At 39.5% G+C, this 14,433-nt stretch carries 13 protein-coding genes; 11 read left to right on the forward strand and 2 right to left on the reverse strand.

Annotation, left to right across the window (positions count from 1 at the left end; genetic code table 11):
* Positions 1 to 157: 157 nt before the first annotated feature.
* From RBH88_RS11455 to RBH88_RS11465, 3 genes are all read left to right on the forward strand, one after another.
* On the forward strand, positions 158 to 652 hold the full coding sequence (locus RBH88_RS11455) for an HIT domain-containing protein (RefSeq protein ID WP_213691851.1): 495 nt from the start codon (positions 158 to 160) through the stop codon (positions 650 to 652).
* Entirely contained in the window at positions 642 to 1,265 is a 624-nt protein-coding gene (locus RBH88_RS11460) for a YigZ family protein (protein WP_307879671.1), read from the forward strand. Before RBH88_RS11455 ends, RBH88_RS11460 begins: the two co-directional genes overlap by 11 nt.
* Positions 1,266 to 1,376: 111 nt before the next feature.
* A complete protein-coding gene (locus RBH88_RS11465) occupies positions 1,377 to 1,946 on the forward strand; it encodes a biotin transporter BioY (RefSeq protein WP_213696080.1) in 570 nt (189 codons plus the stop codon).
* A gap of 52 nt (positions 1,947 to 1,998) precedes the next feature.
* Here the strand turns inward: RBH88_RS11465 and phrB are convergent, their stop codons facing one another.
* On the reverse strand, positions 1,999 to 3,375 hold the full coding sequence (gene phrB, locus RBH88_RS11470; RefSeq protein WP_307879672.1) for a deoxyribodipyrimidine photo-lyase: 1,377 nt from the start codon (positions 3,373 to 3,375) through the stop codon (positions 1,999 to 2,001).
* A 188-nt stretch (positions 3,376 to 3,563) separates the two neighbouring features.
* On the opposite strand from phrB, the gene RBH88_RS11475 reads away from it, so the two are divergent.
* Positions 3,564 to 4,427, forward strand: coding sequence for an EamA family transporter (locus RBH88_RS11475; RefSeq protein ID WP_307879673.1), 864 nt, complete (start codon positions 3,564 to 3,566; stop codon positions 4,425 to 4,427).
* A gap of 74 nt (positions 4,428 to 4,501) precedes the next feature.
* Here the strand turns inward: RBH88_RS11475 and RBH88_RS11480 are convergent, their stop codons facing one another.
* Positions 4,502 to 5,329, reverse strand: a complete 828-nt coding sequence (locus RBH88_RS11480) for an aminotransferase class IV (protein WP_307879674.1) — start codon at positions 5,327 to 5,329, stop codon at positions 4,502 to 4,504.
* 90 nt (positions 5,330 to 5,419) lie between these two features.
* Between RBH88_RS11480 and RBH88_RS11485 the strand changes: the two genes are divergently transcribed.
* The 7 genes from RBH88_RS11485 to RBH88_RS11515 all read left to right on the forward strand — a co-directional run bounded on the left by RBH88_RS11485 (position 5,420) and on the right by RBH88_RS11515 (position 14,420).
* Positions 5,420 to 8,140, forward strand: coding sequence for an ABC transporter substrate binding protein (locus RBH88_RS11485; protein WP_307879675.1), 2,721 nt, complete (start codon positions 5,420 to 5,422; stop codon positions 8,138 to 8,140).
* 73 nt (positions 8,141 to 8,213) lie between these two features.
* Positions 8,214 to 9,317 (forward strand): butyrate kinase, encoded by a 1,104-nt coding sequence (buk, locus tag RBH88_RS11490; protein WP_307879676.1) that lies wholly within the window; start codon positions 8,214 to 8,216, stop codon positions 9,315 to 9,317.
* Entirely contained in the window at positions 9,307 to 10,215 is a 909-nt protein-coding gene (locus tag RBH88_RS11495) for a bifunctional enoyl-CoA hydratase/phosphate acetyltransferase (protein WP_307879677.1), read from the forward strand. Before buk (RBH88_RS11490) ends, RBH88_RS11495 begins: the two co-directional genes overlap by 11 nt.
* A 38-nt stretch (positions 10,216 to 10,253) precedes the next feature.
* Positions 10,254 to 11,189: a bifunctional enoyl-CoA hydratase/phosphate acetyltransferase gene (locus RBH88_RS11500; protein ID WP_213692067.1), complete on the forward strand. Its 936-nt coding sequence runs from the start codon at positions 10,254 to 10,256 to the stop codon at positions 11,187 to 11,189.
* 62 nt (positions 11,190 to 11,251) lie between these two features.
* The gene (gene buk / locus RBH88_RS11505; RefSeq protein WP_213695281.1) at positions 11,252 to 12,322 is read left to right on the forward strand and encodes a butyrate kinase; all 1,071 of its coding nucleotides are present in this window, start codon (positions 11,252 to 11,254) and stop codon (positions 12,320 to 12,322) included.
* A 145-nt stretch (positions 12,323 to 12,467) separates the two neighbouring features.
* A complete protein-coding gene (locus tag RBH88_RS11510) occupies positions 12,468 to 13,232 on the forward strand; it encodes an IclR family transcriptional regulator (RefSeq protein ID WP_307879678.1) in 765 nt (254 codons plus the stop codon).
* Between the two features lie 30 nt (positions 13,233 to 13,262).
* Positions 13,263 to 14,420, forward strand: a complete 1,158-nt coding sequence (locus tag RBH88_RS11515) for an alanine--glyoxylate aminotransferase family protein (protein WP_213692070.1) — start codon at positions 13,263 to 13,265, stop codon at positions 14,418 to 14,420.
* Positions 14,421 to 14,433: the final 13 nt, after the last annotated feature.

The raw sequence follows: 14,433 nt of genomic DNA on the forward strand, positions 1-14,433 counted from the left end.
ACCTCCCTACGGCATGCATGACATAACTATAAAAATTCATTATAAATTAATGACGATGCGGAAGATATGTTCTTTTAGCCTTTCAATAAAGACTAAAACTATATTATGATGTTTCACGTGAAACATCATAAGTATCAATTTTGGAGGTGTATTCGTTTTGGAAAGTATATTTGCACCCTGGAGAATGGCATATATAGCAAATTCGAGCAAACAGGAATCATGCATCTTTTGTGACTTCCCTAAAATGAATGAAGATGAAAAGAATCTGATTATTTATAGGGGAAAATGTTGTTTTGTTATTTGCAACGCTTTCCCTTACAACCCAGGTCACCTTATGGTTGCTCCCTATCGTCATACTGCTCTGTATGAAAGCTTATCAGACGAAGAGCTTTTAGAAATGCATCATTTGGCGGGGCATTGTTTAAAAGTTCTAAAGAAAGTTATGAATCCCCAAGGGTTTAATCTAGGTGTTAATCTTGGTAAAGTTGGCGGAGCTGGATTCGATGGACATCTTCATTTGCATATTGTTCCTCGATGGAATGGAGATACAAATTTTATGCCAGTTTTAGGTGATACAAGGGTTATAGCAGAGAGTCTTGAAGAGACATATAAGAAAATCAAAAAGGCATGGCCTTTGAGCGATGAGAGATGAGTTTTGGGAGCCTGCAAGAAAGGCAGTATATGAAATAAAGATAAAGCGTTCTCTTTTTATTTCTCATGCTGCCCTTACGAAAAACGAAGAAGAAGCCAAAGAATATATTTTAAAAACTTCACAGGAACATAAACAAGCGACTCATAATTGTTGGGCATATAGATTAGGTGTCGAGCCAGTGCTTGAATATTATTCCGATGATGGCGAACCTTCGGGAACAGCCGGTAAACCAATATTGGGTGCCATACTCCATTCTGGGCTAACAAATGTAACTCTTGTGGTGACAAGGTATTTCGGTGGGATAAAACTTGGAGTAAGAGGACTTATAGAAGCATATGGAGAAGCAGCGTCTTTATGCCTAGAAGGGGCCGGACGTAAAAAGGCATATCTTGAGAAGAATTGTATTATTGTAGTTCCCTATTCTTTTTATAGTTCATTACTCTATCAACTTAAAAATATGGGGTTGAGAGAAGAAACATTCATCCCTTCTTTTAAGGAAGTTGTAACTTTTAACTGTTGTGTTCCCTTATCTATGGAAAAGGCCTTAGAATCGTATCTATGTGATCTTCAAGGACAATCTCTTATTGAAGAATGGAAGTGGGAAGATAATTAAGGTCAAGTTAGGTCAACTTCTTCGTTCTCTTTTTATATTTAAAAAGTAGCTCTTTACACCTCCTATTGTCAACCTATATAATATTGGAGTTGACAATAGGAGGTGCTGTTTGTGAGATTTTCGATACGATCAATGGCTTTAACGTCTCTCTTTGCAGTTTTAACGGCAGTAGGAGCTCAAATACGTATTCCTTTCCCCTTTGTTCCCATGACATTACATGTTTTCTTCGTCTTCCTTTCTGGATTTGTTTTGGGCCCCAAATATGGATTTTTATCACAATTTCTTTATGTGATGCTTGGACTTATAGGTTTGCCCGTTTTCACATCGGGAGGAGGAATACAAGTATTTATCTCTCCAACTTTTGGCTATTTAATTGGTTTTATTTTCGCGGCCTATTGTATTGGATCTATTTCGCATAACGAGAGAATGCCTTTTTTTGTGAGATATGGAGTTGCGCCCTTAATAGGCCTTATTCTCATTTATACAGTGGGGACATTGGGTCTTTATTTGAATTTGAATTTTATAGCAGGTAAAAATGTAGGTTGGTTAAAGGTTTTGCAAATAGGAGTGTTCCCTTTCATTATTTCAGATGTAATAAAAGGAATAGGAGCATCAGCTCTTGCGTGGAAAATTTTGCCTCTCCTTAAGAAATCAAACATGGTTCCTAGAAATATTTCGTAAATATAGTTTTTATAAATAAAAGGGGCACCTAAAAAGAGAACGAAGACATTGACTAATGTTGATCATTTATTGCTGTTGCAATGATTTCATCGATGTATTGTTTCACGTGAAACTTTCTCTCTGCCCCTTTATAGTTCATATAACGCACTTTTCCAAAAACCTTTCGCTCAGGCCAAGGACGATCGTGAAGACCTCCTATACTCCATGCAATTCCAGTATATCCATTGGGGTCTCGTCCATCGATTTCATAGGCGTCATTGAGGTATATAGCATTTTTAAGTGCTTCTTCTGGTGACCTAGACCACTCTAATATTTTTTTTGCCCAGTACATGCGCAACCAACCGTGTAATTTCCCATAAAAAATCATATCTTTTTGACATGCGTTCCATAGCGGATCATGGGTGTTGCTTTTTTCAAGGTTTTCTAAGGAGTAAAGAAACTCTCTTTTATCTTCTCTGTGTTCGTTAAGTGTTTTTTGTCCCCAATCAGGGAGCCCGTTAAGGGAATCATAATCAGGGGTATAAAAACAAAAATTATCAGCGAGCTCCTTCCTGATAATGAGTTCTTCTAAGAAAATATCAGATTGAGCTTTCACTTTGTTATTGTTTTTAGCATATTCATTTATAGTAAGAGCAACACGTTGCGATGAAATTTGTCCAAAATGTAAAAAGGGGGAAAGATCTGAAAGACAATCTTTTGTTGGATCATTTCGATACTCATTGTAGAGATGTAATTTAGTGTGAATAAATCTTTGGAGTTGTTCCATTCCAGATACATATCCTGGTTTTTGCAAAAACTTTGGAATTTCTTGTTTTAAGTATTTATATTTTCTAAGTAGAGACTCTGGGCTAATCTTACTGGAAATACTGTCTTCGTTGAAGGGATGAAATTTTAAAGGAGGGAAGGAAATTAAAAAATCTGCGATTTTTTTTAAAATTTTAGGGCGAAAAGTGTGTGCTGAATATTCTTTTTTTGGCGATGCTTCCCAACATGGAACGATATTATGGGCATCGACTTCATATATTGGAATATTTATGTTTCTTTTTAATTGATCAAGCCATTCTTTTTTAATACGGAGGGGATTAAAATCAGTAAAAAGTGTAGATGCCTTACTTTTATGAATAAATTGGGGTAGAGCACTAGAAGCTTCTCCTTCTAATAATATAAAGGGGATATTCAAAAGTGAAAGTTTACTCTCTACTTCTTTAAAATTACTGAGCATAAAATGATATGCCCGATAAGAAGCTTGTAAGTAAATAGGTGTAAAGCAAAAGACAACAAAAAACTTTCTTTTGTGGCGAATCGCAAAATCCTGACTTAATAAGAGTGCCCAATTGTCATCTGCTCGTTGATCTCTGTTCATCCAATAAATAACTGGCCCTTCTCCGTCCACTCCTTCTTGAATCAAACGAATTCTTTTATTTCTCATTGTTTTACCCCTTTGTCTTAAAGTTTAAAAAATGTTTATTTTTTATTAAATACGACAAAATGAGTAGCACTAATTCGTATTGATGATAAGATTATATTAACTACTTTTATAAACATTTATATACATACGTTATTTCCCGGGAAATAACTGTTGCATTAATTATGACATGAAGGGTGGCGTATTGTTCGATGATCCTGGCTTATATAGCACTCATTGGTCGAATTATTATGTTGGGTTTTGAAAGAATTGTTGTTAAAAAATTAGGTACTGGAGCAAATCCTAGCGCTGCCTTGATGTTGTTTGTTGGTTTAGCGGCATTATTTCTCTTTCCCTTCGCCATAGCAATCATTCTAAAAGGAAATATTGATTGGCTCTTTTTAAAATATGTAGCGACAAGCAGTCTAATTTATGCTTTTGCATTCCTTCTATATATCAAATCTTTGGCAGAAGGTGAAGCATCCCTTGTAGCACCTCTTTCTAACTTTAATATCCTCTTCTTGCTTTTTCTTTCCATAATTTTTCTTTCAGAAACGTTGTCTGTTTCTAAGGTGGTTGGGCTTCTTGTTCTGCTTTACGGCGCGACCTTTCTCAATAAACAGAAGAATATCTATTCTTCTGTAAAGGCGTTGCTTATTGATCGACCGTGTCAAATGATGATGATCTCTTCTCTTCTTGTTGCTGTGGGACGAGTTATAGATAAGGGAAATTCGACTTCTGCTTCGCCAGTTCTTTATTCATTTTTCCTCTATTTATTTATAGCGATCTATTTGGGGTTTTTTATGTTTTTGAAAGGAACAGCGAAAGAAGTATTTATTCTTTTTAAAGATCGTCCTTGGGTATCTCTGATAAGCGGGTTTATTAATGCGTATGCTTATTTATGCCTTCTTGTTTCGTTTAAATCTATAGAGGTAAGTATAGCGGAACCTCTTTCTATGTTAAGCATGGTTGTTACAGTTATTTTATCTTCGATTCTTTTGGGAGAAGACATCCGTTATCGTATAAAAGGGGTTATTTTTATGTTTGTAGGTGCCTGTTTTTTGTGCATAGCATAAAAAATTGTATTTTTAAAAATTTAACAAGAGATGAAGTGTTGAAATCTTTAACACTTCATCTCTTTAGAAACTTTTTATTCGAGCCATTCATCAATATTTAAAAGATAAATATGGTGTAGATGCTGGGTTAATTTTCCTGGTGTTCCATTACTCACTATTTGATCGCCTATTTTAACAACGGGTACAACTTCTTTTACTGTTCCCGTGATAAAGGCTTCTTCTGCATCTTTTAATTCTGATAAGAGAGGGCATCGTTCTTCAACTGGAATACTCTCTCTCTTGGCAAGTTCAAGTATAATTTGCCGTGTTGTACCAGAGAGAGCCCGACTTGTTGGCGCCGTAATAAGATGCCCATTTTTTACGAGAAAGAAGGTGCTGTGGGCTCCTTCTACGATTTCTCCTTCTGGACAATACAAAATTTCATAAGCTCCTTTGACATTCTTTTGCCCAGTGAAAGAAAGCATATAATTTATGCTCTTTGTGCTTGGAAGGTACCGCTCTGCATTTATGGGGTGGAGCATGACTCCTTTTTTATAGATATCTGGATTAGGCTTTTGTACAGCTTCAAAAACTACAAAAAATCTTGGTTCATTGAAAAGATGGTTTTCACCGAAGGAGTCTCCACCAGTAATATAGGGACGAATCATTGTTTCGCATCCCATTTTTTGAATTCCTTCACGAATAATGCGAGCAATGTTCTCTAGGGTAAGGGGCATGACTATAGACGAAGAAACAGCCGATCCTTCAAGACGTTTAAGATGAGGAGTCAACATGAGTGGCTTTCTTGAGTGAGTGCATATTGTCTCGAATACTCCAACGCCTCGCTGGATAATTAAATCAGTTACAGGAAGTTGAGCTTCATTGAGGGGTAAAAATTTCCCGTCGATATAACAAAGATTCATACAATTGTCACCTCTTTCGATCTCTGACGCCGTTTGCCATTATAACGTGGAAGATTGTATGTTGCATCTCTTTTTTGAAAGCCATGAGAAATGGTATTATTAATATATATGTGCAAGCAAAAGGGGGAAGGGGCCCTGCTTTTTTTCTTCGAAGGCGGCAAAAAAACAAGCAATAGAGCTGCATATTTTAGGATAAAGATAGGCAGAGTCCTTTTTATTTCGCTTATCTTAGGGGTATTATTTTACCTTCCTACAGGAGCCTATGCTCAAGAACGCTTAGTTCTTCTTCTTCATTCTTATCATAAAGGTTTCCCGTGGAGCGATGGAATAAGCAGAGGAGTATTAAATACTTTTCTTCAAAGTGACATAAACACTAGAGTTTTCATTGAGTATCTTGATGCCAAAAGATCTAGTCCTAAGCGGTATACATTCTTTCTGGAAAACACTCTTCGTTTAAAGTACCAAAAGAGAACTCCAGATGTTGTGATTTGTAGCGATGATGATGCCTACACTTTTATGCGTCATGCTGGGCGGCGAATTTTCCCTCATGTCCCTGTTGTATTTTGCGGGGTGAACAGCAGAGATTCTCTGCCAGTGGAAATAGATAGTCTTACAACTGGAGTTATAGAAAAATTGGATATCAAGGGGACGATGAATCTTGCCTTAAAAATGTTCCCTTCTACAGAAAATGTTGCTGTTATTTGCGATTTATCATCAACAGGAATGTGGGTTATAAATCAGCTACGAGAAGAAATGAGATTTTTTAAAGATAAAATTAATGAAATTGATTTAATTGGATTGCCTCACGAAAGTTTAGCCACGGAGCTTCAAAAACTTCCGCCTCAAACAATTATTTTCCTATTAATATACTTTCAAGATGGTGAAGGACATTTTTTCCCCACCGATGAAACGATTGCTTTTATACAAAAAGAGACTTCTTTCCCGATCTTTTCCGTGTGGGAAATGATGGTTGGAAATGGAGCCATTGGTGGGAGTGTCTTGCGAGCAGAACATCACGGGAAGCAAGCAGCGGAGCTTGCCATAGAAATACTTAAAGGTAAGGCACCGGCATCTATTCCAATAGGGGAGGATATCCCTGTCTTTATGGCTAATTATTCGGAACTTCGGCAACAAAATATTTCTATTCGTAGTTTGCCAAGAAAGACAATTCTGCTTGGTGAACCAGAAACTTTTTTTTATCGGTATAGGCGAATCATAGGTATAAATATTGCCATAATAATTATTCTTGCAATGCTGGTTCCAGCTCTTTATTTTAATGATAAGTTGCTTAAAAAAGAAATATCAGAATTACGAAAAGAGACAGAGCATTTAGAAAAACTTTTTGAAAACTCACCCCACGGAACAATCCTTACAAATGCTAAAGGTGAGATTCTGCGGGCTAATCGTGCCTTCCTTCGAATGTTTGGCTATGGTCGAGATGAAGTTAAAGGTAAAGAAATTGACTTCCTTTTGACAAAAGGAGGGACATTACAACAACACGCCCAAAATCTTACACGCATAACGACATTGGGGGGCGTTATATCGGAAAATGAAACATCAAGAGTATGTAAAGATGGAAATGTTATCCCAGTATCAATTTCAGGTTTTCCCTTAATGATAAACGGGGTATATCGTGGTAGTTACGGTATCTACACTGATATTTCCTCTCGTAAAGAAAATGAAAATATTATCCGTAAGCACTTAAAGTCCGAAGAAATCATTTCCTCCTTTTCAGCTCAACTTGTTAAAGGACAAGAGGTCGAAAATGTTATTTATACATCTCTTCATGAATTGAGACTTTTTTTAAATGCCCGATATATGGCTATATTTCTCTTTAGCGGAAGCGAATATGAAGACGGAAGAGCATATGTCAGGCACGAGAGAGAGAAAGAAAAAGATAGCTTTTTTACACTCTCTTTTGATGAGACGGAACCTTTGCGGCGAACATTGAAGTCTCAGCCTTTCCTTTCTTTGGATGATAGTCCCTTTACTTGGAACACCTCAGAGAAGAATGCAATTCTATTGCCTCGTAAGAATGAAACGATGGTTCTTTTTCCTCTTTTAAAAGAAGGGATCACTGCTGGTTGTATCTGTAGCGTTTTTGTGCGGAATAATGAAAATGAACATATTATTGAGGGGCTTTTAGGAATTTATTCTCATTTGTTGAGTTCTGCTTTTTTACGCAATGAAACAGAAAAGGTGCTTAAAAAAAATATACAGCTACTATCGAAAACATTTGAAGAGACATTCCACTTAATGAGCCGATTACTTGAAATAAAGGATCCCTACACAGCAGATCATCAGCAAAAAGTTGCCTTGCTTGCAAGAAGGATTGCCGAAAAAATGAATCTTACAGAAGAGCAAATAACAGCTGTTTATTACGCAGCCCTTGTTCATGATATAGGTAAAATCCCTATCCCCTCCTCAATTTTGAGCAAACCTGGACGTCTTAACGAGGCAGAATTTACCATTATTCAAAATCACGTAAATTTGGGGACAAATATCCTTTCTGCTATTGATTTTCCATGGCCCATTGCTGATATAGTGAGGCAACATCATGAACATATAGATGGAACTGGGTATCCCCGTAGGTTGAAAGGCGATGAGATTTCTATTGAAGCCAGAATAATCTGTGTAGCAGATGTTGTAGAAGCCATGTCTTCTTTTCGTCCCTATCGACCGGCACTGGGCATTGAGGAAGCTTTGGAAGAAATACAGAAAAAACGGAATATATGGTTTGATAGTAGAGTTGTAGATGCATGTCTTTCAATTTTTGAAGAAACAAATGGAGTTTTTTGGGATAAAATATAAAAAGATATTCAATAATATATAAAGTAGAGCAATAGTGAGAGTAGGCAAAATTATAATCAAGGGAGGTCGTTTTATGGCATTCCAAGTGTTAGCCATCAATCCTGGATCCACAAGCACGAAGGTTGCCTGGTTTCATGATGATGAGGAACAGTGGAGAGAAACGGTTCGGCATGATCCTGACGAGTTGGCACACTTTGAAGCCATAGCGGATCAATTTGAATTTCGCCTTGCCACAATTGAAAGAGCGGCTTTTTCTCATGGTTCTTCTTTTGATAAACTTAGTGCAGTTGTTGGGCGAGGAGGTCTTGTTGATCCTATTCCTGGTGGGACTTTTGCCGTTGATGATACATTATTGAAACGTCTAAGAGTAGGTAAACCTTGGGAACACGCATCGAATCTTGGCGGCATCATCGCTGATGCCATTGCCCGACCTCGTCATATTCCTGCCTTTATTGTCGACCCTGTCGCTGTTGACGAAATGAACGATATCGCTCGTATCACGGGTTTCCCTGAGCTTCCTAAAGTTTCGCTAGCCCATGCCCTTAATATCAAGGCGACAGTTCGTCGTGCTGCTAAAGATCTTGGGCGAGAATGGAATAAGTTAAATGTTGTAGTTGCGCATATAGGAGGTGGGTCAACTGTTTGTGCTCATTGTCAGGGGCGAATGGTCGATCTTAACAGCGGAAATGATTTCGGTCCCTTTTCACCAGAAAGGGCTGGAGGCTTGCCTGCCGGAGATTTAGCCAGGCTTTGTTTTAGTGGTAAATACAGCGAAAAAGACTTACTTCGAAGGTTAGTTGGTAATGGGGGAATGAAGGCATATCTTGGAACCAGCGATGTTCGAGAGGTAAAAAAGCGAATTGAATCTGGAGATGAAGAAGCCAAGCTTGTTTACGAAGCAATGGCATATCATTTCTCTAAAGAAATTGCGGCTCAGGCAATTGCTATGTCTGGAGACGTAGACGCTATTCTTATTACTGGTGGAGTCGCTTATGATAGTGATTTTGTCGCGTTGTTACAGACGAGAATACAATGGATTGCGCCAGTACTTGTTTACCCAGGGGAAGACGAAATGAAGGCGCTGGCTGAGGGGGCTCTTCGTGTGTTAAGAGGCGAGGAGCAAGCTCAAAATTATGAACAAAGGGTTGCAGGAGGCGGTGGTAGACATGATGCATAATCTCGACTTTCTGCTTGAATTATGCCAAACAGGAAGACGCATGAATCTAGCTGTAGCTTGCCCTTATGGGGACGATGTTCTTGGAGCAGTTTGCGAAGCCCATAAGAGAGGATTAATTAATGGGATTCTTGTTGGAGATTCTGAACAAATTAAGAAAAAAGCGGAAGCGCATGGTTTTGACCTTGAGGGACTTTCTTTTGTAGATGAAAAGAATGACTACGCAGCTACAGAAAAAGCGGTGCAAATGGTTTCATCGAAAGATGCTGATTTGTTAATGAAGGGTTTTGTAAAGACAGCTGTTTTGCTTCATGCCGTTTTGAACAAAGAGTGGGGGCTACGTGCAGGCTCTTTACTTTCTCATCTTTTCCTCTTCGAAATACCACTTCTCGATCGCAGAATTTTAGGAATATCTGATGGTGGAATGAATATGTATCCTGACCTAAATGCTAAGGTTGGTATTATTGAAAATGCTGTAAAATGTTACCATAAGATTGGTGTGAGCAATCCTCTCATTGCTGCGTTGGGAGCCGTTGAGGTTGTAAACCCCGATATGCCCGCCACCCTAGATGCTGCGGCTTTGACACAAATGAACCGACGTGGACAAATCAAAGGTTGTACTGTTGATGGCCCCTTTGCTCTTGATAACGCAGTAAGCGATGAGGCCGCTCGAATAAAGAATATAGATTCTCCTGTTGCAGGAAAAGCTGATATGTTGCTTGTTCCCTCAATTGAAGCAGGAAATATGATCGGAAAAGTATTGCTCTATATGACAGGTGGACGCGGGGCAGGTGTTATCCTTGGAGCGAAAAAACCCATAGTTTTGACGAGTCGTTTTGATTCAATGGAAACAAAACTGCTCTCCATAGCTTTGGGTGCTGTCGTTGCAAGTAAGGAATAAATATATTTTTAATCTATATAAGGAGGTTCTTTATACTCATGGAACAAATTCGTTCTTTGTCTCAGTTACTTGAATATGCGAAAAAGATAGGTGCAGAAAAAGGGCCGAAAAAACTTTCTGTTGCAATGGCAGAAGATGCGGGTCTGCTTTCTGCTATTGAAGAGGCTCGTGTTGCTGGCATTGCTGAAGCAATTCTCGTTGGACGCAAAGAGAAGATTGAAGTAGCAGCTAAAGAAGCAGGTGTTGATCTTGCTAACTATGAGGTTGTGGATGAGCCCAGAGGAGAATCTGCAATGGCTATGACGGCTGTTGAAAAAGTATCTTCTGGTCAGGCACACATCTATATGAAAGGACAGCTTCATACCAATCATTTTCTTCGGGGAATGCTTAATAAGGAAGTTGGTCTTAGAAAAGGCAAAAACACGATTTCACACTGCTATTTCCATTCAGTAGAAGGATATGACAGAGTTTTCTTTGTAGCAGATGCGGCCTTTAATATGTATCCCGACCTTCCCGCTAAAGCAAATATACTTCAGAACACTGTCAATTTTGCAAGGGCTTTTGGCGTTGAGGAACCTAAAGTTGCTGTTTTAGCAGCTGTCGAAGTAGTTAATCCCGATATGCCTTGCACTATAGATGCATCTGCTTTAACTCAGATGAATCGCAGAGGTCAGATAAAGAATTGTGTTGTTGATGGTCCCTTTGCCCTTGATAATGCTGTAAGTGAAGAGTCTGCTAAAACAAAGGGTCTCGTTTCTCCTGTGGCTGGTAAGGCTGATGTATTGCTTGTTCCAGATATTGAGGCTGGCAATATGATGGTCAAGGCTCTTGTTTACTTCTCAAAGAATGAGACAGCAGGACTTATTCTTGGAGCAGCCGCTCCAGTTATTCTTACAAGCAGAGCAGATTCACCCAGAGCTAAACTCCTTTCCATTGCAGCAGCAGTTCTCCTTTCATCCTTTGAAGAAAAATAATAATTTTAATATATGGAAGGGCTACATAATGTAGCCCTTCTTAAAAACTGAGGGGGAAAAAAATGAGAGTGCTAGCAATTAACCCTGGTTCCACGAGCACAAAAGTAGCTCTTTATGAAGACGGAACAGAGCTTTGGAGCGACACTCAACGATATAGCGTAGATGACATTAAGCGATTTCCCTCAATTTCAGATCAAGAAGAATTCCGTCGCAATGAAATAAGAAAGGCACTAGATTCTCACAATACGGATTTATCCTCTCTTGACGCTGCAGTAGGACGTGGCGGCTTGCTAAAACCTATTCCAGGCGGAACGTATGTTGTAAACGAGCCTATGTTAGATGATTTACGTTCGTGCCGATATGGTTCTCATGCGTGTAATTTAGGTGCTCCTCTAGCGATTCACTTAGCGCAGGAAGGCGGATGCAACAAAGCATTTATCGTCGATCCTGTGGTTGTTGATGAAATGATTCCCGAAGCTCGTCTTTCCGGTTTGCCCGAGATTGAACGGCGGTCTTTATTTCATGCTCTTAATCAGAAAGCTGTTGCGCGACGTGCTGCAGCAGAGATTGGTAAAAAAGTTGATGACTGTAATTTTATCGTTGCCCACATGGGAGGAGGCGTATCGGTCGGTGCCCATGATCACGGCCGAGTCGTTGATGTAAATAATGCCCTTGATGGCGAAGGTCCATTTTCACCTGAAAGATCAGGTTCCCTTCCCGCAGGTGGATTAGTCCATTTAGCCTTTAGTGGAGAGTATGATCTTAACAGCCTTTTGAAGCGTATGGTTGGTGGAGGAGGTCTTGTTGCCCATCTTGGAACAAACGATTTACGGGAAGTTCAACGTAGAATCGTTGAAGATCATGACGAGAAGGCATCCCTTATTTTTGAAGCCCAGACATACCAGATTTCTAAAGAAATAGGTGCCTGTTCAGCTGTTCTAAAGGGATGTGTAGACGCTATAGTCCTAACAGGAGGTTTGGCCTATAGTGAAATGTTCGTTGAGAAAATCCGTCAACGAGTATCATTTATTGCTCCAGTAATAGTCTATCCTGGCGAGGACGAAATGAAGGCTCTTGCGGAAGGGGCCCTTCGTGTTCTTCAAGGAGTTGAAAAAGCGAAAGAGTACCGCTAAAAACAGATAAAGAATCAGGTTTTAACATGATTTTGAGGGACTGTCGTAGCCGGCTGTCCCTTTTTTTATGTTTACAGAAAATTCGTATAATGTTACCATAGAAATAATTTCATATAATAGATTTTAAATTCATGGAGTGAAACGAATGGTCGAAAATAAGGAGAACCCAAACAAAAGTCAGATACGCGTTATAGATCGTGTTTTTTCTATTCTTTTCTTTATGGGACACGCCAAGGAACCGCTTGGAGTAACAGAGATCGCTAAGAGCGTGGATTTGCCGAAGGCAACAGTATATCGCATTCTCGACAGTCTCATAACACATAGAGTCGTAACAGAGCGTGAAGGGCGATATGAGATAGGGCCCGCTACTCTTTTTTTAGCTGATGCATATCGCTCTCAAGTTGTATTTTCTGAGATAGCACGTCCCTTTCTTGAAAATCTGAATCATGAAACCAAAGAGACTATTCATCTCTTTATATTTGACCGCGAAGAACTTTTTTATATCGATAAGCTTGAAAGTCCTTATCAGGTAAGAATGCATTCTCGTGTAGGAGTAAAAGGTTCTCTTATTAACCTTTCTGCAGGTAAGGCTATTCTGTCCTCTCTTCAGTGGGAGGATGTTTGTCGTATTTTAGGTGTGGATGCAACACAGGAACTTCATGAAGAGTTAGAAGAAATTCGACTAAGAGGATATGCAGTGGATAACGAACGAAATGAGAAAGGCCTTCGATGTGTTGGATCTGTTATTGTAAATGGTAGCTTAAAACCATTGGGAGGGTTAAGTCTCTCTGCGCCCGTATATCGTTTTGATTCTGCAATGATAACTGACTATGGTGATAAGGTTCATAAAACAGCGCAAGCCATAAGTAGCGCATTGCTTCAATATGAGCAAAAAAGATTTAAAAAATAAATAAGCTTCAAGGCGAAGGAGGAACATGAAATGCTTAAAACCCCTAAGTTAGTAATGATTCCAGGTCCCACTCCCGTAACCCGTTCCATCCAAGATCAAATGGGCAGAGAGACAGTAGCTTTTGGTGACTCATCCTTTGTTCAGGATTACAAAGAAGTTTTGGCTGATTTGAAAGAACTCTGGAAGTGTAGTGGCGAAGTTTTCGTTATTGCAGGTTCAGGAACATTAGCTATGGAGATGGCCATAGCTAATATTACCAAACGAGGCGATAGTGTTCTCATTTGTTCCAATGGTTTTTTCGGAGATCGTTTTATTGATATGTGCCAGAGAAAGGGGCTTGATGTCGAACTTCTTTCTGCCCCATGGGGTACATCTGTTACAGCTGAAGATGTGGAAAAAAAGCTTGCCGAAAAAAAATACGATGTGGTTACAGTGACTCACGTGGAAACGTCTACTGGCGTTATGGCTCCCATCGAAGCTATTGGAAAAGTTGTTAAAGCCCACGGAGCTCTTTATGTTGTCGATGGTGTTGCTGCATCTGCAGGGGCAGAAGAATATGTTGATCCAATGGGAATTGACGTTCTTCTTACATGTTCACAAAAAGCTTTTGGAGTTGCCCCTGGCCTTGCAATCCTTTGGGCAAGTACCAAAGCAGTGGAAAAAAGACGTTCTCTTGAGACAATCCCCGAGTCATACGCAGACTTTGAAAAATGGCTTCCGGTAATGCATGATCCCTCTAAATATTGGGGAACTCCCGCTGTTAATCTCGTATGGGCACTTAAAGAATCTGTACGAATCATAAAGGAAGAAGGAATTGCTGAACGCTATGCACGCCATCTTCGCCAGGCCGATCTCTTTGATGGAGCTCTTGAGACGTTAGGTTTTAACGTAGCCGCAGAGAAAGCATTCCGTGCGCCGACCCTTTCAGTTTACCTTTACCCAGAAGGAAGCGCTGTTGATGACGCCACATTTAGAAAAATATTGGCTGAAGAAGGAGCGCAGACAGCTGGTTGTCTTGGAGATTTTGCAGGAAAGGGTTTTAGAATGGGGCATATGGGCAATGTTGATAAACATATTCTAGTTTCTGCTATTGCCGCAGTAGAGCGAACGGCTATGCGTTGCGGAATGGATATTGAACCAGGGAAAGGATTGGCTGTCTTGCAAAAAGGATTGGTGGAAGAACATTAATTTTTAGAGTGGG

It is taken from the genome of Aminobacterium sp. MB27-C1, assembly GCF_030908405.1.
GTDB lineage: Bacteria > Synergistota > Synergistia > Synergistales > Aminobacteriaceae > Aminobacterium.

Coding starts and splice junctions, on each gene's coding strand:
- phrB (WP_307879672.1), bottom strand. CDS start 3,375: ATGAGAAATAAAAGAATTCGTTTGATTCAAGAAGGAGTGGACGGAGAA.
- RBH88_RS11515 (WP_213692070.1), top strand. CDS start 13,263: ATGCTTAAAACCCCTAAGTTAGTAATGATTCCAGGTCCCACTCCCGTA.
- RBH88_RS11475 (WP_307879673.1), top strand. CDS start 3,564: ATGATCCTGGCTTATATAGCACTCATTGGTCGAATTATTATGTTGGGT.
- buk (WP_213695281.1), top strand. CDS start 11,252: ATGAGAGTGCTAGCAATTAACCCTGGTTCCACGAGCACAAAAGTAGCT.
- buk (WP_307879676.1), top strand. CDS start 8,214: ATGGCATTCCAAGTGTTAGCCATCAATCCTGGATCCACAAGCACGAAG.
- RBH88_RS11480 (WP_307879674.1), bottom strand. CDS start 5,329: ATGAATCTTTGTTATATCGACGGGAAATTTTTACCCCTCAATGAAGCT.
- RBH88_RS11485 (WP_307879675.1), top strand. CDS start 5,420: ATGGTATTATTAATATATATGTGCAAGCAAAAGGGGGAAGGGGCCCTG.
- RBH88_RS11500 (WP_213692067.1), top strand. CDS start 10,254: ATGGAACAAATTCGTTCTTTGTCTCAGTTACTTGAATATGCGAAAAAG.
- RBH88_RS11495 (WP_307879677.1), top strand. CDS start 9,307: ATGATGCATAATCTCGACTTTCTGCTTGAATTATGCCAAACAGGAAGA.
- RBH88_RS11460 (WP_307879671.1), top strand. CDS start 642: ATGAGAGATGAGTTTTGGGAGCCTGCAAGAAAGGCAGTATATGAAATA.
- RBH88_RS11510 (WP_307879678.1), top strand. CDS start 12,468: ATGGTCGAAAATAAGGAGAACCCAAACAAAAGTCAGATACGCGTTATA.